General features: G+C 65.0%; 18 protein-coding genes. 13 read left to right on the top strand and 5 right to left on the bottom strand.

What is annotated here, in order from left to right; genetic code table 11:
- Positions 1 to 144: 144 nt before the first annotated feature.
- From ACIGKL_RS23305 to ACIGKL_RS23285, 5 genes are all read right to left on the bottom strand, one after another.
- Positions 145 to 3213 carry an efflux RND transporter permease subunit gene (locus ACIGKL_RS23305; RefSeq protein ID WP_397488739.1) on the bottom strand — a complete coding sequence of 1023 codons (3069 nt, stop codon included), beginning with the start codon at positions 3211 to 3213 and terminating at the stop codon, positions 145 to 147.
- Positions 3210 to 4232 (bottom strand): efflux RND transporter periplasmic adaptor subunit, encoded by a 1023-nt coding sequence (locus ACIGKL_RS23300; RefSeq protein ID WP_397488738.1) that lies wholly within the window; start codon positions 4230 to 4232, stop codon positions 3210 to 3212. The genes ACIGKL_RS23305 and ACIGKL_RS23300 overlap by 4 nt, the downstream gene beginning before the upstream one ends.
- Positions 4233 to 4322: 90 nt before the next feature.
- Positions 4323 to 5117: an ABC transporter permease gene (locus tag ACIGKL_RS23295; RefSeq protein WP_397488737.1), complete on the bottom strand. Its 795-nt coding sequence runs from the start codon at positions 5115 to 5117 to the stop codon at positions 4323 to 4325.
- Positions 5114 to 6046: an ABC transporter ATP-binding protein gene (locus tag ACIGKL_RS23290; RefSeq protein WP_397488736.1), complete on the bottom strand. Its 933-nt coding sequence runs from the start codon at positions 6044 to 6046 to the stop codon at positions 5114 to 5116. Before ACIGKL_RS23290 ends, ACIGKL_RS23295 begins: the two co-directional genes overlap by 4 nt.
- Before the next feature lie 157 nt (positions 6047 to 6203).
- Entirely contained in the window at positions 6204 to 6866 is a 663-nt protein-coding gene (locus tag ACIGKL_RS23285) for a transglutaminase family protein (RefSeq protein ID WP_397488735.1), read from the bottom strand.
- A 143-nt stretch (positions 6867 to 7009) separates the two neighbouring features.
- On the opposite strand from ACIGKL_RS23285, the gene ACIGKL_RS23280 reads away from it, so the two are divergent.
- The 13 genes from ACIGKL_RS23280 to ACIGKL_RS23220 all read left to right on the top strand — a co-directional run bounded on the left by ACIGKL_RS23280 (position 7010) and on the right by ACIGKL_RS23220 (position 20874).
- A complete protein-coding gene (locus ACIGKL_RS23280; protein WP_397488734.1) occupies positions 7010 to 9457 on the top strand; it encodes an acyl-CoA dehydrogenase in 2448 nt (815 codons plus the stop codon).
- A 129-nt stretch (positions 9458 to 9586) separates the two neighbouring features.
- A complete protein-coding gene (locus ACIGKL_RS23275) occupies positions 9587 to 9994 on the top strand; it encodes a PA2817 family protein (protein WP_397488733.1) in 408 nt (135 codons plus the stop codon).
- Between the two features lie 558 nt (positions 9995 to 10552).
- Complete coding sequence (locus ACIGKL_RS23270; protein WP_397488732.1) at positions 10553 to 11452, top strand: LysR family transcriptional regulator; 900 nt, start codon at positions 10553 to 10555, stop codon at positions 11450 to 11452.
- A 477-nt stretch (positions 11453 to 11929) separates the two neighbouring features.
- Positions 11930 to 12139 (top strand): AlpA family transcriptional regulator, encoded by a 210-nt coding sequence (locus tag ACIGKL_RS23265; RefSeq protein WP_058171512.1) that lies wholly within the window; start codon positions 11930 to 11932, stop codon positions 12137 to 12139.
- A 30-nt stretch (positions 12140 to 12169) separates the two neighbouring features.
- Positions 12170 to 13033 carry a ParA family protein gene (locus tag ACIGKL_RS23260; RefSeq protein ID WP_289715664.1) on the top strand — a complete coding sequence of 288 codons (864 nt, stop codon included), beginning with the start codon at positions 12170 to 12172 and terminating at the stop codon, positions 13031 to 13033.
- Positions 13017 to 13202, top strand: coding sequence for a type II toxin-antitoxin system HicA family toxin (locus ACIGKL_RS23255; RefSeq protein WP_289715663.1), 186 nt, complete (start codon positions 13017 to 13019; stop codon positions 13200 to 13202). Before ACIGKL_RS23260 ends, ACIGKL_RS23255 begins: the two co-directional genes overlap by 17 nt.
- A 10-nt stretch (positions 13203 to 13212) precedes the next feature.
- The gene (locus tag ACIGKL_RS23250) at positions 13213 to 14883 is read left to right on the top strand and encodes a ParB family protein (protein WP_289715662.1); all 1671 of its coding nucleotides are present in this window, start codon (positions 13213 to 13215) and stop codon (positions 14881 to 14883) included.
- Positions 14884 to 14901: 18 nt separating this feature from the next.
- Positions 14902 to 15462, top strand: a complete 561-nt coding sequence (locus tag ACIGKL_RS23245) for a DUF2857 domain-containing protein (RefSeq protein WP_289715661.1) — start codon at positions 14902 to 14904, stop codon at positions 15460 to 15462.
- 3 nt (positions 15463 to 15465) lie between these two features.
- Entirely contained in the window at positions 15466 to 16617 is a 1152-nt protein-coding gene (locus ACIGKL_RS23240; RefSeq protein WP_289715660.1) for an STY4528 family pathogenicity island replication protein, read from the top strand.
- A 269-nt stretch (positions 16618 to 16886) separates the two neighbouring features.
- Entirely contained in the window at positions 16887 to 17678 is a 792-nt protein-coding gene (locus tag ACIGKL_RS23235; RefSeq protein WP_289715659.1) for a PFL_4669 family integrating conjugative element protein, read from the top strand.
- Positions 17675 to 18226, top strand: coding sequence for a DUF3158 family protein (locus tag ACIGKL_RS23230; RefSeq protein WP_289715658.1), 552 nt, complete (start codon positions 17675 to 17677; stop codon positions 18224 to 18226). The genes ACIGKL_RS23235 and ACIGKL_RS23230 overlap by 4 nt, the downstream gene beginning before the upstream one ends.
- Positions 18223 to 18618 (top strand): single-stranded DNA-binding protein, encoded by a 396-nt coding sequence (locus tag ACIGKL_RS23225; protein ID WP_397488731.1) that lies wholly within the window; start codon positions 18223 to 18225, stop codon positions 18616 to 18618. Before ACIGKL_RS23230 ends, ACIGKL_RS23225 begins: the two co-directional genes overlap by 4 nt.
- A 237-nt stretch (positions 18619 to 18855) precedes the next feature.
- A complete protein-coding gene (locus tag ACIGKL_RS23220) occupies positions 18856 to 20874 on the top strand; it encodes a DNA topoisomerase III (protein WP_397488730.1) in 2019 nt (672 codons plus the stop codon).
- Positions 20875 to 21664: the final 790 nt, after the last annotated feature.

Here is a 21664-nt window from a genome sequence, read left to right as displayed (position 1 = left end):
GGGGAATAATCCAGAACCTGCGTAGTACCTGGGCTCCCGCCTTCGCGGGAGTGACGATAAATGGCTTTTTCAGAACTTCCCTAGCCCGGATGCAATCCGGGGACATTTTCCTGCCCGGCTCGCCGCTCGCGGATTGCATCCGGGCTACGAAACAGCCGGCTGCTCGTCGATCATCCGCAGCGGCTGCCAGCGGCGCAGCAGCAGGTACAGGGTGGGGATCACGTAGAGGGTGAAGAAGGTGCCCACCAGCAACCCGCCGACTATCACCAGGCCGATCTGCTGGCGGCTCTCGGCGCCGGCGCCGGTGGCGATGGCCAGCGGCAGCGAGCCGAGGACCATGGCCCCGGTGGTCATCAGGATCGGCCGCAGGCGCTGCACCGCCGCCTCGATCACCGAGGCGCGCAGCTCCTTGCCCTCGCGCAGCAGGTGGTTGGCGAACTCGACGATGAGGATGCCGTGCTTGGTGATCAGGCCGATCAGGGTCACCAGGCCGATCTGCGAGTAGATGTTCAGAGTGCCGCCGAACAGGGTCAGCGCCAGCAAGGCGCCGGCCATCGACAGCGGCACGCTGAAGAGGATGATCAGGGGATCGCTGAAGCTCTCGAACTGCGCTGCCAGCACCAGGAAGATGAACGCCAGGGCCAGGGCGAAGATCAGCGCGATGCCGGCGCTGGATTCCTTGAAGTCGCGCGAGGTGCCGGTGTAGTCGTACTGGGTATCCGGCGGGAACACCTCGCGCGCGGCGGCCTCCAGATGCTCCAGCGCCTCGCCCAGGGTGTAGCCGCTACCGACGTTGGCGCTGATGGTCACCGCACGCAGCTGGTTGAAGTGGTTGAGTTCGCGCGGCGCCACGGTCTCGCGCACCGAGATCAGGTTGGACAGCTGCACCATGCCGCCCTCGCGGTCGCGCACGTAGACTCGGTCGAGGTCCTGCGGGTTGCTGCGGTCGATGTCCTGCAGCTGCACCAGCACGTCGTACTGCTCGCCGCTCTGCTTGAAGCGGGTCACCTGGCGGCTGCCGAACAGGCTTTCCAGGCTGCGGCCGATGGTGGCGACATCGGTGCCCACCGCCACCGCCTGCTCGCGATTGACCGCCACCTTGAGCTGCGGCGCGTTGAGCTTGAGGTCGCTGTCCAGGCTTTCCAGCCCCGGATAGTCGCGCACCCGCGCAAGCAGTTGCTCGACATAGCCCTGCAGCTCGGCGTACTCCATGGACGAGCGAATGACGAAGTTGATCGGCTGGTTGCGCGCGCTCTGCCCCAGCGGCGGGCGGTTGACCGGGAACACGCGCATGCCGGCGATATCCTGCAGCTTGGGCAGCAGCTCGTTGCGTATCTCGAACTGGCTGCGGCTGCGCTCGGCCCAGTCCTCCAGCTTCATGAAGGAAATGCCCTGGGCCACCGTGGGAAAGCCGGCGATGACCATATAGCGGTTGGTTTCCGCGATGCTCGCGTAGGCCGCCTCCACCTCTCGCGCGTAGCGCGCGGTGTAGTCGATGGTGGCGCCGTCCGGGCCGTTGAACACCCCGACTATGGTGCCGGTGTCCTCGGTCGGCGCCAGCTCCGAACGCAGCCCATTGAACAGCCAGGCGCAGAGCAGGAAGGCCAGTAGCAACACGCCGAGCACCAGCGGCCAGGCGCGCAGGGCGCGATCCAGGCTGTGCTTGTAGCTGTAGGTGACAGCGTTGAGGAAGCGTTCGATCAGGTTGTACAGCCGGCTGTGGCGCTCGCCGGCCTGGTGCGGCTTTAGCAGCACCGCGCACATCATCGGCGTCAGGCTCAGGGCGACGAAACCGGACACCAGCACGGCGCCTGCCAGGGTCCAGGCGAACTCGGTGAAGAGTTTGCCCGTGGTGCCCTGCATGAAGCCGATGGGCGCGAACACCGCGGCCAGGGTCAGGGTCATGGCGATCACCGCGAAGGCGATCTCGCGGCTGCCAGTGAAGGCCGCCTGCATGGGTTTCATCCCCGCCTCGATATGGCGGTGGACGTTCTCCAGCATGACGATGGCGTCATCCACCACCAGGCCGATGGCCAGCACCATCGCCAGCAGGGTCAGGGTGTTGATGGAAAAGCCCATCAGCGACATCAGGGCGAAGGCGCCGATCAGCGACACCGGGATGGTCACCAGCGGAATCAGGGTGGCACGCAACGAGCGGAGGAAGATGAAGATGATCAGGATGACCAGCCCCACCGCTTCCCAGATGGTGATGAAGACGTTGTCGATGGACTCGCGGATGAACAGCGAGTTGTCGTTGGCCACCGTCATGTGCATGCCCTCGGGCAGCAGCGCGCGGATTTCCGGCAGGGCCGCCTCGAGGCCGTCGGAGATGTCCAGCGGGTTGGCCGTGGCCTGCTTGATCATGCCCATGGACACTGCCGGGCGGCCGTTGAAGCGCACCACGCTGCGCTCGTCGCGCGGGCCGATCTCGGCATGGCCGACGTCGGCCAGGCGCAGCAGGTAGCCCTGCGAATCGTCGAGAATCAGCGCGTTGAACTGCTCGGGCGTGCTCAGGTCGGTTTCCGACAGCACGGTGAACTCGCGCTCGCGCGACTCGATGCGCCCGGCGGGAATCTCCACGTTCTGCCGGCGCAGGGCGTCCTCCACGTCCTGCACCGTGAGGTTGTGCGCGGCGAGCTTCTCCGGGTCGAGCCAGATGCGCATGGCGAAGGTGCGCGCGCCGCGAATCTGCACCTCGGCGACGCCGGGAATGGTCTGCAGGCGATCCTTGATCACCCGCTCCAGCACGTCGGTGATCTCCATGGCGTTGTAGCGGTCGCTGTAGGTGGCAATCCAGATCACCGGCTGGGCGTCGGCCTCGACCTTCTGCACTATGGGTTCGTCGATCTCGTCGGGCAGCAGACCCCGTACCCGGCCGAGGCGGTCGCGCACGTCGTTGGCCGCCTCGTCGGCATTGCTGCCGAGGCGGAACTGGGCGGTGATCTGGGTATTTTCCGAGCGGCTGATGGAGCTGACGAAGTCCAGTCCCTCGATACCGGACAGCACGTCCTCGATCGGCTGCGCCACCTGCGATTCCATGATCTCCGGGCTGGCGCCGGGGTAGATCACGTTCACCGTGACGATCGGCACGTCGATATTGGGGTATTCGCGCACGCTGAGGCGATCGTAGGCCATCAGCCCGAGCAGCACCACGATCAGGGACAGCACGGTGGCGAATACCGGCCGGCGGATGCAGATATCGGAGAGGATCACCGCTGGCGCTCCCCGCTCTTGCTGCGCACCGCCAGGCCCGGGCGCACCTTCTGCCAGCCGGCGCTGATCACCGTCTCGTCGCCTTCGAGGCCTTCGCGCACCTCAACCAGGCCGTCGAAACGCTTGCCCAGGCGCACCTCGCGCTGCTCGACGCTGCCGTCCACCACCAGGTTGACCAGCAGTTGCTCGCCCACCGGCATCACCGCCTCCTCGGGAATCACCAGCGCCTCGGCGCGCTCGGCGAGGATCACCGAGACGCGGACGAACTGGCCGGGGCGCAGACGGCGGTCGTCGTTGCCGATATGGGCGCGGATCGCCTGGCTGCGGCCGACTTCGTCCAGGCGCGGGTTGATGGCGAAGATCTCGCCCTGGAAGCGCTCGCCCGGGTAGGTGTCCAGGCTGATTTCCACCGTCTGCCCCAGGCGTACCTGGGCCACGGCCTTCTGCGGGATGCGGAAGTCGACCTTCAGCGGGTCGAGTACTTCCAGGTTGACGATGTTCTGCCCGGCGCTGAGGTAGTCGCCGACGCTGGCCTGGCGCAGGCCGAGCACGCCGTCGTAGGGCGCCTTGATCTGGGTCTTGTCGAGCCGTGCCTGGGCCAGCGCCTGGCTGGCGCGGGCGGCCTGCAACTGGCTCTGCGCCTCGTCGAGGGCCTGGGCATTGCTGGCGCCGCGCTGGAACAGCATCTGCGCGCGCTGGTGGTTCTTCTCCGCCAGGTCGAGGTTGGCGCGGGCCTGGGCCAGCTCGGCGCGGGCGATGGCGTCGTCGAGGCTGACCAGCAGGTCGCCGGCGGTCACCGCCTGGCCCTCGCGAAAATGCAGGCTGGCCAGGCGCCCCTCGATTTCCGGACGAATCATCACCGACTCATCCGAGCGCAGCGAACCGAAGGTGATCAGCTCGTCGCGCACCGCCATCTGCTTGACCGGCACCACTTCCACCAGGGGCCCATCGGCGGCCAGCACCTGACCGGCGAGCAGCGCCGACAACAGCAGTGGCAGGGAACGCAGCAGCACGGCCATATACAACCCCTCTTGTATGTATAAGCCGAGTCTAACCTTCTGCTACTTCAATGACAGCGGGGCAAGCTATTTCCCTATGTTTTCTACCCGTTACTGACGCATGCCGCGGCCGCTGACCAGCAGGCGGATGCACAGGGTGTACAGCACCGCGGTGGCCAACAGCATAAAGCCGATGGCCACGCTGATGCGGATGTCGGACACGCCGAGGATGCCGTAGCGGAAGGCGTTGACCATATGCAGGATCGGGTTGCCCAGCGACACCGCCTGCCAGAATGGCGGCAACAGGGTGATCGAATAGAACACCCCGCCCAGGTAGGTCAAAGGCGTCAGCACGAAGGTGGGGATGATCGAGATGTCGTCGAAGTTGCGCGCGAACACCGCGTTGACGAAGCCGCCCAGGGAGAAGATGGTCGCCGTCAGCAGCACCACCAGCACCGTCACACCCAGGTGATGCACCGAAAGCTTGGTGAAGAACAGCGACAGCAGAGTGACGATGAAGCCCACCGCCAGGCCGCGCAGCACGCCGCCGACAACGAAGCCGACGAGGATGGTATGCGGCGACACCGGCGACACCAGCAGCTCCTCGACGTTGCGCTGGAACTTGCTGCCGAAGAAGCTCGACACCACGTTGCCGTAGCTGTTGGTGATCACCGACATCATGATCAGCCCCGGCACTATGTACTCCATGTAGCTGAAGCCGCCCATGTCGCCGATCTGCCGGCCGATCAGGTTGCCGAAGATGACGAAGTACAGAACCATGGTGATCGCCGGCGGCAGCAGGGTCTGCGGCCAGATGCGCAGGAAACGGCGCACCTCGCGGTGGACGATGGTGCGCAGGGCCACCAGGTTGGCGGCCAGTTCGCTGTTGAGGTACTGGGTATTCATGACGCCACCTTGGCCAGGTTCTTTTCCACCAGGGAGACGAACAGCTCCTCCAGGCGATTGGTCTTGTTGCGCAGGCTGAGCACCTCCACCCGCTGCTGCGCCAGCTGCTGGAACAGCGCATTGAGGCCCTGGCTCTTCTCCACCTGCACCTCCAGGGTGTGGTCGTCGAGCAGCCGCGCCGGGTAGCCCTGCAGCTGCGGCGCCGCCGCGTGGGTGTCCTTGAGGTCGAGCAGGAAGGTCTCGACGTGCAGCTTCTTGAGCAGGTCCTTCATGCTGCTGTGTTCGACGATGCGGCCGTGGTCGATGATGCCGATATTGCGGCACAGCTGCTCGGCCTCTTCCAGGTAGTGGGTGGTGAGGATGATGGTGATGCCTTGCTGGTTCAGCTCGGTGAGAAAGCTCCACATCGAGCGGCGCAGTTCGATGTCCACCCCGGCGGTGGGCTCGTCGAGGATCAGCAGGCGCGGCTGGTGCACCAGCGCGCGGGCGATCATCAGGCGGCGCTTCATGCCGCCGGACAGCTCGCGCGAGGCGACGTTGCGCTTTTCCCACAGGCCCAGCTGGGTCAGATACTGCTCGGCGCGCGCCTTGGCGATGCTGCGCGGGATGCCGTAGTAGCCGGCCTGAGTGACGACGATGTCGAACACCTTCTCGAACTGGTTGAAGTTGAACTCCTGCGGCACCACGCCCAGGCAGCGCTTGAGCGCCGACGGCTCGCGGTCGAGGTCGTGGCCGAACACGCTGACCGTGCCGCCGCTCTTGTTCACCAGGGTGGAGAGGATGCCGATGGTGGTGGACTTGCCGGCGCCGTTGGGGCCGAGCAAGGCGAAAAAGTCGCCTTCGGCGACGTCCAGGTCGATGCCGTGCAGGGCCTGGAAGCCGTTGCCGTAGGTCTTGGTCAACTGGCGGATGGTCAGGGCGGAGCTCATGAAAATGGGGTTTCCCGCGCGAGGGTGAAGACAGCATAGATGGGGGCAGGGGCGACGATTTGCAACCGCGTGTTGCGGCCATCGGCGCATGCCGACCTGCACCCTACCCAGGCCGACGCGCGGAGAAAAGCCCGCCCTGGCGATCTTGACTATCGATTCAGTCGATAACAGCCGCCTCGGTCTGCAGGTCGCCGCTCATGAATGCCGCATCGGCGGCGAACAGATGCGGATAACAGCGCTGCAGGTGGTCGAAGAACAGCTGCTCGGGCAAGTCGGCGAACTGGCCGTGATCGACCAGGTACTCCATATAGCGCTCGCCCTGGTCGTTATAGGGGTGGAAGACGCTGTCGTGGACGCCGTCGAACTCCAGCGGCGCCACCTTGAACACCCGGCACAGCGCCTCGTTGAAGGCCGGCGTGGCCTTGACCCAGCGCCCGCCCAGAAACAGCTCGGTATAGCCGTGCATGGCGAACACCTCGCTGCGCAGCAACTGCAGCAGGCGCGGCGTCGACAGGTGATTGCGCACGTCGGCCAGGCCGATGCGTGCCGGAATGCCGCAATGCCGCGCGCAGGCCGCCAGCAGGTTGGCCTTGGGCACGCAGTAGGACTCGCCGGCGAGCAGCGCGTGGCTGGCCTTCAGCGTCGCCGGCTCGCGGCTGAACACATAGGGGTTGTAGCGGATCTGGTCGCGCACCGCGCGGTACAGCGCCACGGCCTGGCCCTGCGGATCGCGCCCGGCGCCGCGCCAACGCTCGGCGAACTCGATTAGCGCAGGGTGGTCACTGTCAATGAAGCGGCCGGGTTGCAGGTAGCTCTGCATGGGTCGTGCTCCCAAGGGTTTGTCCCAGTCTAAGCGCGCCGATCGCGCCATAAAAACGGCGATCCGGCCAAGCTGCCCCGCCTTGCCGCCAATTCGCGACTAAGCTCGTGGCGTCGTCCGCTGTCACTCATGGAGGAACACACATGCTCGTTATCTGGTTACTGGTCCTGCTGCTCGGCGTGGCCTACCTGGCCCACAGCCGCAGCGCCGCCCTGCCCGCGCTGGGCATCACCGCCGCCTACCTGCTGGCCATGGCGCTGCTGAGTCCGGTGCCCGGCTGGTTGCAACTGCTGCTGTGGGCGCTCACCGGTGCCGTGGCGGCCTTCGTGCTGCTGGTCGATCTGCGCCGTCAGCTGTTCAGCGGCCCGCTGTTCGCCTGGTTCCAGCGCGTGCTGCCGCCGATGTCGGATACCGAGCGCGACGCCATCGAGGCCGGCAGCGTGTGGTGGGACGGCGAGCTGTTCAGCGGCCGCCCCGACTGGGACAAGCTGCTGGCCTACCCCAAGGCGCAGCTGACGGACGAAGAACAGGCCTTTCTCGACGGCCCCACCGAAGAGCTCTGCGCCCTGGTCAACGACTGGCAGGTCGGCCAGCAGCTGGACCTGCCGGAAAAGGCCTGGCAGCACATCAAGCAGCACGGCTTCTTCGCCCTGATCATTCCCAAGCAATACGGCGGCAAGGGTTTCTCCGCCTACGCCCACTCGCAGGTGGCGATGAAACTGGCCACCCGCTGCGGCGACCTGGCCTCCACCGTGATGGTGCCCAACTCCCTGGGCCCGGCCGAACTGCTGCTGCACTACGGCACCGATGCGCAGCGCCAGCACCATCTGCCGCGCCTGGCCAGCGGCGAGGACATTCCCTGCTTCGCCCTCACCGGCCCGCTGGCCGGCTCCGACGCCGGCGCCATGCCGGACACCGGCATCGTCTGCAAGGGCCAGTGGCAGGGCGAGGAAGTCATCGGCCTGCGCCTGAACTGGGAGAAGCGCTACATCACCCTGGCGCCGGTGGCCACCCTGCTCGGCCTGGCCTTCAAGGCCTATGACCCCGAGCACCTGCTGGGCGACGAGGAAGACCTCGGCATCAGCCTGGCGCTGGTGCCCACCGACACCCCCGGGGTGGAGATCGGCCGTCGCCACCTGCCGCTGGGCGCTGCCTTTATGAACGGGCCGAACAGCGGCAAGGACGTATTCATCCCGCTCGATTACCTGATCGGCGGCCAGGAGTACCTGGGCAAGGGCTGGATGATGCTGATGAACTGCCTGTCGGTCGGCCGTTCCATTTCCCTGCCCGCCGGCGGCACCGGTGCGGCCAAGCTCGCCAGCCTGGTCAGCGGCCAGTACAGCCAGATCCGCGAACAGTTCGGCGTGCCGCTGGCCGCCTTCGAAGGCATTCAGGAGGCCCTGGCGCGTATCGGCGGCAACACCTGGCTGATGGACAGCGCGCGCATCCTCACCGCCAGTGCCGTCGACCTCGGCGAGAAGCCCTCGGTGCTGTCGGCCATCCTCAAGTACCACCTCACCGAACGCGGCCGCGCGTGCGTCAGCCATGCCATGGACCTGCACGGCGGCAAGGCCATCATCATGGGCCCGAGCAACTACCTGGGCCGCGCCTGGCAAGGCGCGCCGATCTCCATCACCGTGGAAGGCGCCAACATCCTCTCGCGCAACCTGATGATCTTCGGCCAGGGCGCCATCCGCTGCCATCCCTACGTGCTCAAGGAAATGGCCCTGGCCGGGCGCGACGACAAGGACCAAGCGCTGGCCGAGTTCGATGTCCTGCTGATGCAGCATATCGGCTTCGCCGTCGGCAACGCCGCCAGCAGCCTGCTGCTCGGCCTGAGCCTGGGGCGCTTCGGCCAGGCCCCCGGCGACAACCTGAGCCAAGCCTATTTCCGCGCTCTCGGCCGCCTGGCCGCGGCCTTCGCCCTGTGCGCCGACAGCAGCATGATGCTGCTGGGCGGCGAGCTGAAGCGCCGCGAACGCCTGTCGGCGCGCCTGGGCGATGCGCTCAGCCACCTCTATCTGGGCTCGGCGGCACTCAAGCGCTACCACGACCTGGACTACCCGGAAACCGTGCAGCCGCTGGTGCGCTGGGCCATGGAGGAGAACCTGTTCCACGCCGAACGGGCCCTGGCCGAGCTGCTGGATAACTTCCCCAATCGCGCCTTCGGCTGCCTGCTCAAAGTGCTGGTGTTCCCCCTCGGCCGCCGTCACCGCGGCCCGAGCGACGCGCTGGACGCCGAAGTGGCGGCGATTCTCGGCCGCCCGGCCGGCGATCCGGCACTGGAGGCGCTGCTGGATGGCTGCTACCGGCCGCAGGCCGAGCAGGATGCGGTCGGCGCCCTGCAACACGCGCTGCAGCTGATCGACGCCAGCCGCGATGCACGCAAGCGTCTGCAACAGGCGCTCAAGGACGGCAGCCTGCAGCCCGCTCCCGGCCAGGACGCCATCGAGGCGGCCATCGCCACCGGCCTGCTCGACGGCGAAACGGGCCAGCGCCTGCAGGCCGCCGAGGCCGCGCGGCGGCGGGTGATCGATGTCGACGACTTCGCCAAGGAGGAGCTCAAACTCGGCCGCGGCAAGGTGCGCTAAGCCAGGCGAACCGTGGGAGGGGCTTCATCGCCGCTGAAGCGCCTCCCACGGCTGCCCAAGCCCAAACGGGACAGCGGGCGCCAGGCTCTCTATACTCCTGCGCCCGTTTTACCCAACAGGAATCGCACCATGGCCAGCCACCTCGAACACCATCTCGCCCTGCTCAACCACCTGCGCGGCATCCTGGTCGCCCTGGGCGAAGCCGAGCAGGTCCTGGACGACAGCCACGCGCTGTTTCTCGAGCGCTACGACGAGCTGCTCGCCGAGCTGCCGCGCGATCCGGTATCCAGCCAGTACCAGGGCCAGGACCTGATCAGCCAGATCTTCCATCGCTACCCGCAGATCGCCCACCTGGTGCCGCGCGACCTGCTGTGGTTCTTCGGCGGCGACTGCCTGCACTTCATGCCCGACGAGGAAATCGCCCTGTACCAGGCCCTCGACGAGCGCCGCTTCGAGGCCGAGCAGAACGACGAGCCGTTCGACTGGAACCAGGAAAAGCAGCTGCTGGCCCTGTCCACCGACGGCGCCAAGCATTAACCACCCCAGCAAAACGCAAAAGGCCCGCACGACATGACCGGCGGGCCTTTTGCAGACTACGAACGACAGAAACGAAAACGCCGCTCGATCGAGCGGCGTTTTCGTTTATTTGGAGCGGGAAACGAGACTAGAACCAAGCCTCTAACCTTTTGATTTAAAAAGATTTTCCGCAACCACTGCCTTAGCAGCGGACGCAATTATGGACTTGTTTGAGGAGCCAGGCAACCCCTGGCTTCAATTTTTCTTTTGAGAGGGTGGAGGTCGGCACCTAACCTTTCTGTGCGCCCCTCGCCGACTCGTTGACGCCTGGGCACTTGTTCTTTTACTGATGGTGCATCCCATGATCAAGTGAGGTTATTGTGCCATCAACCGCCCAAGCTCTCACGGCGGTGGAGCGCCACCCGGGGCAACCCGGACGGTTCGGCATCACCAGGCGGGACTAGAACCCGCTAAGGAGCTTCAAAGAAGGCTCTTCAACGAAGGAGTCGCATGCGCCCCACGTGAGGGGGATTACTGCGATCCATCCAAGAGGAACCAAGCAAGCACGGAGGCTATTGCATGCGGATACGTCATCTGCGCTATTTCCTGGTCGTCGCCGAAGAACTGAGCTTCTCGCGGGCTGCGGCACGAGTTCATATCGAGCCGTCCCCCCTGTCACGCGCCATCAAAGAGCTGGAGTCGGGGTTGGGGGTCAGCTTATTTCAACGCACGAAGGCAGGCATGCACCTGACCTGGGCCGGAGAAGTCTTCCGGGATGAAGCACGACGCATACTCAGCTTTGTAGAGGACGCACAGAGTCGTGTCCGTGCGGCGGAGAAAGGCTATCGCGGCCGGCTGCGCATCGGCCTGACAGACAGCCTTGCTCAGCCCTACCTGACCAAACTGTTGGCGCGCTGCCGAGAGGAAGAGCCCCTCACCGAGGTCAAAATCGTAGAAATGACTGTCAGCGAGATGGTCAAAGCATTGGTGCATGATCAGATCGATGCGGGCTTCACTGTCCATACCGAGCTCAGCGCAGGGCTGGTCAAGGAAATCGTCTGGACCGATCGCCCCATCATTGCCATCCCGCGAAACCACCCTCTTCTCTCCCTGGAAAAAATCCCTCTACAGGAAATTGCTCGACATACGCTGATTTTGTGCCATCCAGAGCTGTGTGCGGGTGGATACGACGTGATTCATCGCTGGTTCTACGCGGCCTCTTTGCCGTTTCCTGCGGATGCCGAATACGTTTCCGGGCACGAGCCCATGGTAATGCTAGTTGCTGCTGGCTACGGCATTGGCATTGGACTGGCTTCGCAGATCACGCTGTACAGTCATCCTGACGTGATCGTCCACCCCGTCACGGACGATGTACCGAGCACAGCGACGTTCATCACCCTGCTCGATCAGCCACGCCCCGAGGCCCTCAGCCGATTCATCGACCGCGCCCGGCAAATTGGTGAGGTGACCATCGGCTGATGTGGGATCTCAAAGAATCCGATCCGTCCCAGCGCTGGCGCGTCAAGATCTTTTTTCCGTCACCAGTCGGACCTTTAAGGTCGCCCCGTCCCGGAGCCTGTGCCATCTCTTGCAGTGCAGCGCACTGGATATCCGCCGAATCAGCCCCAGAAGTAGATGGCAGGCACTGGCATTGCCCACCAACCTTTTTAGTCACCGCCGCGACCCAGAAATGCGGGGGCGCCACCTCATCCCTTCCGCAGTAGAACGCTGCGTCTTTTCTATCTTGATTACCCTCGACGTCCTATCAATAGTGCCCGCCTTGCGGGTCGGCTGGACGGCGGATGCCAGACAGCAGTGCGAAGTTAGAGCGACCAAGGGCCGTTCTTGTAAATCAGGTGGTCAGCACGATCCGATTGTTTGATGCGCCAATGGAGTGACGCCTTTCTACTGCCTGTCACCCCTACGAGTGCTACCAAGCATAAAGGAGTGACCACGATGTCCACTGAGCAAAACGCGATTGCCGAGCATCGCATCCTGCGCCGCGCCGAAGTGGAAGCCAGAACCGGCTTCAAGCGCGCCCACATCTACAACCTGATGAAGGAAGGCAAGTTCCCCAGGGCCTTGCGCCTGGGGATTCGCGCCGTCGGCTGGGACTCCGCCGAAATCGATAGCTGGATCACCGAACGCCTCAAAGAGCGCGTTTGACACGGCGCCACCACGGACAGGGAGCGGGTCATGCACGTGATCGCCATCATTTCGACCAAAGGTGGGGTCGGTAAGACGACCGTTGCCGCCAACCTGGGCGGCTTTATCGCCGACGCCGGTCAGCGGGTTCTGTTGATCGACCTCGACGTCCAGCCGACGCTGTCGTCCTACTACGCGCTCACCCAGCGCGCCGCCGGCGGCATCTACGAGTTGCTGGCATTCAATGAGCAGTCGCTGCCGCAGTTGGTCTCCCAGACCTCCGTGCCCAACCTGGACGTGGTGCTGTCCAACGACCAGCACCAACAGTTGGGTACGCTGTTGCTGCATGCGGCCGATGGGCGCTTGCGGTTGCGCAACCTGCTGCCGCTGTTCCAGCCGCATTACGACCTGGTGCTGATCGATACGCAGGGTGCGCGCAGCGTCATGCTGGAGATGGCCCTGCTCGCCGCCGACCTGGCCGTCTCGCCGATCACCCCGGAGATTCTGGCAGCGCGGGAACTGCAGCGCGGCACACTGCAGCTTATCGATGCGATCGCCCCGTACCACTATCTGGGCATCCAGCCGCCGCCCGTGCATCTGCTGCTCAATCGCGTGCCCGCTGTCTCGTCGAACGCCAAGTTGGTGCAGCAGACGCTGCGGCTGATCTTTCGTGAGCACAGCGAGGTGCGGATATTGGGCAGCGAACTGCCCGCGATCGAAGCCTTCCCGCGGGCGGCAACTGCGGGCCAACCCGTGCACCGGACTGAATACCGACGCCCGAGCGGGCGCCAGGCGCCGGCGGCGCTGGAGATCATGCGTGCCCTGGCCAGTGAGCTGCTGCCCCAGTGGCAAGAGCCGTTTGCCAGCGTGACCGGTCGCGTCGGCAGGAGGCCGTCCCATGTCGAGCACCTCTGAGCGCTGCCGTGAAGCTTCGCGGTTCCTGGCGCTGATCGAATTCGCCTTGCGTGAAGGCTGGGACGTCCGCCGCACAGCTGCAGGACAGCTCAAGCTGGTGAAGCCAGGCCTGCCACCGATCTTCACGCGCTCACCGGTGAGCGACGACCAGGTAAGCCAGAGCACGTAGGGAGGCCGTCATGGCGACTGTCACGCCTGAGGAAATGGCCGGCCAATTACTGGCCGAGGGATTTTCCCGCTCCGGCCCTGCCGCACAGGTGTTGAGCGACCCGCTGACCGACACGCCGATGGTGGTCACGCTCGATGACCTGCGCCCCTACGAGCTGGATCCCCGCCTGACGCGCAACCCACTGTACGACGAAATCAAAACCTCCATCCGTGAGCGGGGTCTGGATGCCCCGCCACCAATTACCCGGCGGCCCGGTGCCGAGCACTTCATCATTCGTAACGGCGGCAACACCCGCCTGGCAATCCTGCGCGAGCTGTGGTCGGAGACCAAGGACGAACGCTTCTTTCGCATTCCCTGCCTGTTCCGGCCGTGGCCGGAGCGCGGCGAGATCGTCGCACTGACCGGGCACTTGGCGGAGAACGAGCTGCACGGCGGCCTGACGTTCATCGAGCGGGCGCTCGGCGTTGAAAAAGCCCGCGAACTCTACGAGCAGGAAAGCGGCAAGTCGCTGTCGCAGTCGGAACTGGCCCGCCGCCTCAGCACCGACGGCTATCCCATCCATCAATCGCATATCAGCCGCATGCAAGACACCGTGCGCTACCTGCTGCCCAGCATTCCCAACGTGCTGTACAACGGTCTGGGCCGGCATCAGGTCGAACGCTTGGCGGTATTGCGCAAAGCCACAGAGATCACCTGGGAAAAGTATGCGAGCGGCAAGGCGTTGGTCGTCGATTTCGAGACGCTGTTCCACGACGCCCTTGCCCCCTTCGATGGCCAGCCCGATAGCTTTTCCGTCAACCGCGTCCAGGACGAGCTGATCGGCCAGATGTCGCAGCTGCTCGATCTCGACTACAACGTGCTGGCGCTCGATGTCGACAGTACCGAACACCGTCAACGTGCGGTAAACAGTCCACCCCAGCCGCCCGTCGAAACCGCTACCGTCGTCAACACCGCCCGCGCAGGCGCTAACTTGCCGGATGGCTCTCGCAGCGATGGCGCGGCAGTCGGTGCTTGCGGAAACGCACCGAACAACGACGCCACCCCACTGCCGTCGCCAGTGAAGACACCTCGGGCAGGCGCTTCCTCCGGTGAGGATGATGCCGCAGTGCGCTTGCAGGGACACATCGTCTCACCGGCCGGTAACACAGAGCGACTGCAAACCATCCAACACATGGTCGCCGAGCATACCGGTGATGCTATCCCTACCTTCACGGACACTGTGCTGCAGGCAATTCCAGTGCAAGCCGGCGGACTCTTCCCGATCAGCGACGTTTGGTACATCGAGCCGGGACTGGACTCACCCGATCGCCTGCGCATCCACATCGCCCAATTCGCCCAGGAGATCGCCGAGCAAGCCGAGGTGCCAGGCTGCATCGAAGCAGTCCAAACCGGCATAGGGTTCACCTGTATTGCTCCCGGTCCGGGCCTGTCGCCATCGGCTTTCGGCCAGGTGGTGTTGGCACTGCTACGCGCCTTGAGTCGCCCCTACGCCAAGGAGCCGGATCAGGGTGATGTGCACCTGGCAGCCAGCCTGGGAGCACTGTTGCTGGGAGGCTGCATCAGCGACGCAGACGCCCTGCCCCGTCTCAGCGATAACGGCTTGGTCAAGTTGTTCCGTCTGGTCCGGCTGGCACGCCGGCTGTTGGATCTGGAGGCCAATCCAGATGAGGCCACCCCCTGAAACAGGCCGGAGGGAACCATGTCGGCACCTCATCCACTTAATCAAGCTGTGGTTGCACAGGCGCTGCACGACCTGCGCAACGGCCAACTGCGCCGTTGCCAGTCGATGGGGTTCAGCGAGCGGGAACTGGACGTACTGAAGCAACCGGCATTGGTGAGCCTGCTGGCCAATGCCCAGGTACCCTGGTGTTCGGTGACGGTCAATACGGCCGTCCTCTGGCGCCTGGTCAGCCAGATGCGCGACATCGAGCAGGAGATCGCCACGATCGATCGCATGCTGCGCCTGGGGGCCAGTACCGAGATGGTCAGCAAGTTCTACGGGCTGACCCATCAGGAGGTCGCCCTGCGCCGCGACATCATTTGCCTGCCCAAGCGCCGAGGGCGGCATCCGGTGCTGAGTGAGGAACAGGAGATGGCCCTGTGGAAGCAGTGGAAGGCCGGTATCACCGAGCGCGGCATCGCACTGGATGACGACAGCACGATGCTGGAACTGACGATGGATCTGGCCGAAGCCCTCGCCTTGCCCATGTCGGTGATCTGGGCGGCCATAGCCAGCTGGATCGAACAAGGCCTGGTGTGACCCATGGTCTCGCCGGCTGGCCCCGCCGCGCTTGCAACGCTGCTCGACGACGCCCTGCGAGACCTGCCTCCCCATCGGGAGCACACGCCCGCCAGCGATGGCTTTCTCTACAGCGGCAATCGTCATGAGAGTGTGCCCCGGGCGCTGTTTCTCGACCGGCGTTTGACGCCGCTAGAGCGTAATGCCTGGCAAATCATCCGGCTCATGCTCAACGCCGATGGCGTGACGGCGTTTCCCACCTACGATGAGCTGCGGCCCTACCTGGCCTCGATGCCCTGCACGCAGCAGGCGTCGTACGAAACCGTGGCACGTGCGCTGACGCTGCTGCGCCTGACACGCTGGCTCAGCCTCGTGCGCCGCCGGCGCGATGCCAAGACCGGGCGCATCAAGGGCAATCTGTACGTCCTGCACGACGAACCGCTCACGCCCTTCGAAGCCATGCAGCTCGACCCGGAGTATCTGGGCCTGGTGAGCCATGCTCTCACCCATGCCAGCAAGGCCATCCAGCGGGTGGGCCACTGTGTCATCCAAGAGCTCGGCGAAGACCCCATGCTCAGCGGCCGCACGCTGCCTACGCGGCTGCAGGTGCTGGTACAGCGCATGACGCAGGGCGGCGTCAGCTCCCCGGAAAGTTATCCACAGGACCGGCCCCAACACGATTCCGAAGAAGGCGCCGATGCCCCTCTTCGGAATCGCGAACCGTCCTCTTCGGATTCCGAAGTAGGCGCGAAAGCCAGCAAAACCGGCCCGCTTCGGAATCCGAAGCAGGACCGTACTGAAGTACTTAGTAAATCAGTAAGTACAGTACTGCGTGCGCGCGAACCCCAAGGCCTGCGCTTGCCCGAGCGCTTTCTGGCGCTGCGCGAAGAGCAGCAGGCGGGCGCGCTGGTGGCCCTGCAGCAAGTGCCGGCCGAACAGCGGCAAGCCGTGCTCGACGAATGGGCCGTGCGCTGTCGCAGCAGCGTGGTGCGTAAACCCGCCGGCTACCTGTTCGGCATCATCCAGGCGGCCATTCGCGGAGAATTCAATCCCTGGGCCGGACAGGACAAGCACACGACCGTCGCCGCCGATCCGCCTCCCGCATCCCGAACAGCGAACCCCGAGGTGGTGCACAGCCACCTCGCCCAGCTGCATGCCCTGTTACACCCCAAATGACGGTCGGGCAACCCTCCCTGGACCTCTCTGGAGCTATCCCCGGGGGATAGTTGCAACAGACAGCCTTCCGGAGGCGACCCGCTGCCCTGCTCTTCGCCAGCACTGCCCACCTGCCTACTGGATCTCCATGGAGCTATCCCCCGGGGATAGTTGCTACAGCCAGCCTTCCGCTCGGCAAAGCCGGCTGACGCTGGCTGCGCTTTGTTGACTGACCGCCTTCTGCGCGCTGCTCAAGCTGGCGACTCGTTCCCCCTACGCGAGTCGTCCCCATGGCCACCGACACCTCCTTGCAACTGAACCTCGGATCGCTGCGCAGTGCCATGTCGCTGACGCTGCACACCCATCACGCCTCGCGCATCTGGCACGGTCGCGCGGCCAGCGAGGGCAAACCCGGCATTGTCGGCTTGAACGGTTTCATCGCCATCGCCAACAAGATCAAGCGCGGCGCCGAGCAGGACGATCCGTACTCGGACTGGTGGATGCTGCGGATCGAGGAAAAACTGGCGCAGACCAAGGACAGCCTGCAGAGCTTGCGTGAACAGGTCGACCAGGCCCTGTCCGACGTGCCACCGGCGCTGTCGCTGGGCGAGAACCTGAACGTGCAGCCGGTGAAGCTGCCGCTGTTCGTCAACGCCCAGCTCGGCTTCCTCGCCGTGTACCTGCTGGCCGACTACGACGACCTGGCGCGCAAGCTGATCCTCGCCCACCACACCGCGCTGATCGATCGCAGCACACTCGAGCGCTGGCTCCACGAAGGCGCCCACGCGCTGCGCAGCCTGTTCTCGCTCTCACAGCAGTACCGCTACTCGGGCTGCACCCGCGATGACTTCGCCGCCAAGAATGCCGCCGCCAGAGCGGCCCTGGAGAAGCTCGGGGAACTACCGCAGGACGTACTCGAAGGCACGCTGCGCTCGCGCTACGCACCGCCGATCATCCGGCGCTCGGCGCTGGCCGCCTCGGCACCGCAGGATGCAGCGGATGCCAGTGACGACGATGTGCTGGGTGAACACGCGGACATGGCCCTGGCCGCCGCCAGCGATGACGAGGAGGCCTCCGCATGACCTCGACTTCGAGTTCTGCGGCAGCCCGCCGCTTTTACCCCCTGGAACAGGCCGACTTCCTCAAGCTAGAACAGGCCGCCTCTCTAAAAGGCCTTTTACAGCCTTTTAAAGGTAAGGGGGCACTTACCCAGTGGGCCAGCCAGTGCCACAGGCTTCGCGATGAGCTGATCAAGCTGGCGCAGCAGCGCGTCCTGGCGCAGGCGAATGCCTACCCCTTCCGCCTGCTGCCCGTGGAACTGGCCCAGCAGACCACGGGCGCCGGCACGACCTTTCTGCGCTGGCGCAAGCCGAATCGCTCGGCCATGGGCGTGGCGCTGTGGCAGGCGCTGATCAGCAGCAACGCCACGCCTGACACCCTAATTGATGACCTCTACGCCATGGAGGTCCAGCGCATCGTGCTGAATATGCAGATCAGCCTGCTGCACACGCTGGGTCGCCAGGCTCAGGAGTGCGCCAGCAAGCTGGCCCAGGCCGAATCGCTTTACCTGCAGCGCGTCCCCGGAAGCGCTGCGTCCATCCGCACCACTTGTTCCAAGGAGTCATTATGAGCACGCACTTTGTTGGCGAAGGCAACATCGGTTCGGCACCGGAGTTCAGGGAGTTTCCGAGCGGCAACGACGAGCCCAGGCGGCTGTTGCGCCTGAACGTGTATTTCGACAACCCGGTTCCGACCAAGGAAGGCTATGACGACCGCGGTGGCTACTGGGCGCCCGTGGAGCTGTGGCACCGCGAGGCCGAGCACTGGAAAACCCTGTACCAGAAAGGCATGCGCGTGCTGGTGGAAGGTCGCACGGTACGCGATGAGTGGGAGGACGCCGACGAGAACGAACGCGTGACCTTCAAGATCGAGGCGCGCCGTGTCGGCATCCTGCCGTACCGGATCGATGCCGTAACCCTGAGCCCGAAACCGGCCAACGAGCCCGCCCAGCCGGCCGAGTGATACCGCAAAAGCGCTCCATGGAACTATCCCCGGGGGATAGTTCCATGGACGTCCACTGAGTTCCGGCGCCGCCGTGAACGAAGCTGCTGGTGATTGGGCGACACCGGCCCTGTTCTCATCGCTGGAGGACACCTACCACCGCACAACTGGGGAACGGCCGCTACCACGTTATTTGCTGCCGCCGATGCCGCGGATGGCCATGCTGAGGCTCACTCGATGCCCCTTCCCGGAGGCCGTATGCGTCTGTTCCTTTGCGAGAAACCTTCCCAGGGCAAAGACATCGCCCGTGTGCTGGGGGCTGGTCAGCGCGGCAATGGCTGCTACAGCGGAGCGGGCAGCGTGGTGACCTGGTGCATTGGCCACCTGATCGAGGCGGCTCCACCGGAAGCCTACGGCGAGCAGTACAAGCGCTGGGCCCTTGAGCAGCTCCCCATTATTCCCGAGCGTTGGCGGGTCGAGCCGAAAGCTACAACCGCCGCGCAATTGAAGATCGTCAAACAGCTGGTCGGCCAGGCCAGCGAGCTGGTGATCGCCACCGACGCGGATCGCGAAGGCGAGATGATCGCCCGCGAGATCATCGAGCTGTGCGGCTATCGCGGGCCGATTCAACGGCTGTGGCTGTCGGCACTTAACGACGCGAGCATTCGCAAGGCGTTGGGCGCGCTGAAGCCGTCGAACGAGACGCTGCCGCTCTACTACACGGCGCTCGCGCGCTCCCGGGCAGATTGGCTGGTCGGCATGAACCTGAGCCGCCTGTTCACCCTGCTCGGGCGTCAGGCCGGCTACGACGGCGTGCTCTCGGTCGGCCGGGTGCAGACACCGACGCTGGCCCTGGTGGTCACCCGCGACCGCGAGATCGCGCGCTTCGTTTCGGTGCCGTATTGGGTCGTCGAAGTCGCGCTATCGGCAGGCGGGCAATCCTTCCTCGCCAACTGGATCGCGCCGGACGGTTGCAGCGATGACGCCGGCCGCTGCCTGCAGCAGGCGGTCGCCCAGCAAGCCGCCGATCGCCTGCGCGCGGCCGGCAACGCCCAGGTGGTGTCGGTCGAGACGGTGCGCGTGCGTGAGGCGCCGCCGCTGCCCTTCGACCTGGGCACGCTGCAGGAGCTGTGCTCGCGGCGATTCGGGCTGGACGTGCAGGAGACGCTGGACATCGCCCAGTCGCTGTACGAGACGCACAAGGCGATGACCTATCCCCGTTCGGATTCGGGCTACCTGCCCGAAAGCATGTTCGCCGAGGTACCGGCCGTGCTCTCGGCTGTGCTCGCCACCGATCCCAGCCTGCGCCCACTGCTTGAGCAACTCGATCGGACCCAGCGCTCACGCGCCTGGAACGACGGCAAGGTGTCGGCCCACCACGGCATCATCCCGACGCTGGAACCAGCCAACCTGGCGGCCATGAGCGACAAGGAACGGGCGGTCTACAGGCTGATCCGTGCGCACTACCTCGCGCAGTTTCTGCCCCATCACGAGTTCGACCGAACGACCGCCCAGTTGCTGTGCGGCGGTCAGACCCTGCAAGCCGTTGGCAAGCAGGTGATCATCCCCGGCTGGCACCAGCTGCTGGCCATGTCGGAAACGGACAACACAGACGGCGACGCAGCACCGCGCAGCCAGGTGTTGCCGGCCCTACGCGAAGGACTGTCCTGCCAGGTCGGCCGGGTGGATCTGAAGGCGCTCAAGACGCTGCCACCCAAGCCCTACACCCAGGGCGATCTAGTCAAGGCCATGAAAGGCGTCGCCAAGCTGGTCACCGACCCGCGGTTGAAGCAGAAGCTGAAAGAGACCACGGGCATCGGCACCGAGGCGACGCGCGCCAGCATCATCAAAGGGCTGCTCGACCGCGGCTACCTGCTCAAGAAAGGTCGCACCGTGCGTACCTCCGAAGCGGCGGGCACGCTGATCGATGCGGTGCCAGCGGCCATCACCGATCCCGGTACGACCGCCGTCTGGGAGCAGGCCCTGGATATGATCGAGGCCGGCGACATGACGCTGGAGACCTTCGTCGCCAAGCAATCCATGTGGATCACTCAGCTGGTGCAGCAATATCGCGGCGCCAGCCTGGCCATCAAACTCCCCGAGGGCCCCGCCTGCCCCCTGTGCGGCAGCGCCACCCGCCAACGCACCGGCAAGACCGGCCCCTTCTGGTCCTGCTGCCACTATCCCGATTGCAAAGGCACCCTGCCCGTCCAGTATGGCCGGCAGACCAGCGCCAAGCGCAGCACCTTGCGCAAGCCGCGGCAGATCTCGAAATAGCTTGCCGGTCCCGCTCCCCATCGTATCGACCGCGGTCGATGCGCACCCCCCGTGCCCGCGGGGAACCCAGCACGCCACATCCTTCTGCAACGCGTGCACGTCGCCAGCATGTCGCTGGGTCGACGGGAAGGCTGACTCATCCTCCGCCCGTAATGCACGAACAGATTGATCTGCTGAGTGTCGCGATGAAGGGTCCCCTGGTGCCTTGTCTCGATAAGAGGACGAGGCACCAGGAGACCCTTCGGGTCGAATGGTATTCAGTGCCGGCGCCCACCGGCGAAACAACGGGTTCCTTTTGTGCGCGGATGCGTGCCAAAGGATGTCGACCCCAGCCACGACACGGGTCGAGTGCAATCGCTACGTAGCGGATGGCTTTGACGACGGCCACGCCCTACCTCAGCGCACAGGTGGTGTCTTCCTCAACAGCCGAAGGCCCAAGCCTTCGGCCTCTTTTCTCCTGCCCGCCCAGTACAACGGCGCATCGTCGCCGAGCCAGCGACTGAATTAGCCGCCCCCTCAGCCCAACTGACAACGAGGGATTTCCCTGCAGCACAAACGCGAGTGCTCCGGCCGCCAGCAAATTCTGGAGGCCACCGGTTTCCCATTTCCCGCTGACTCGCCTCCCCTCGCCGTTCGAAGCTGCTCCCATGTGTAGTCGACCTCGGTCGACACCATGCCCGCAGCACGGGGCCTCGGCTGCACCGCGGAATCTTCCGCGCCGCCCCAACCCGTCCGCCCCACACCAGCTCGTGGACGAACGCCGGCCAGGCGTCGGTGCTTTGTTCTATTT

The organism is Pseudomonas sp. NPDC077186 (assembly GCF_044543505.1).
Lineage (GTDB): Bacteria > Pseudomonadota > Gammaproteobacteria > Pseudomonadales > Pseudomonadaceae > Aquipseudomonas.
This window is presented reverse-complemented; position numbering and strand designations above follow the sequence as displayed.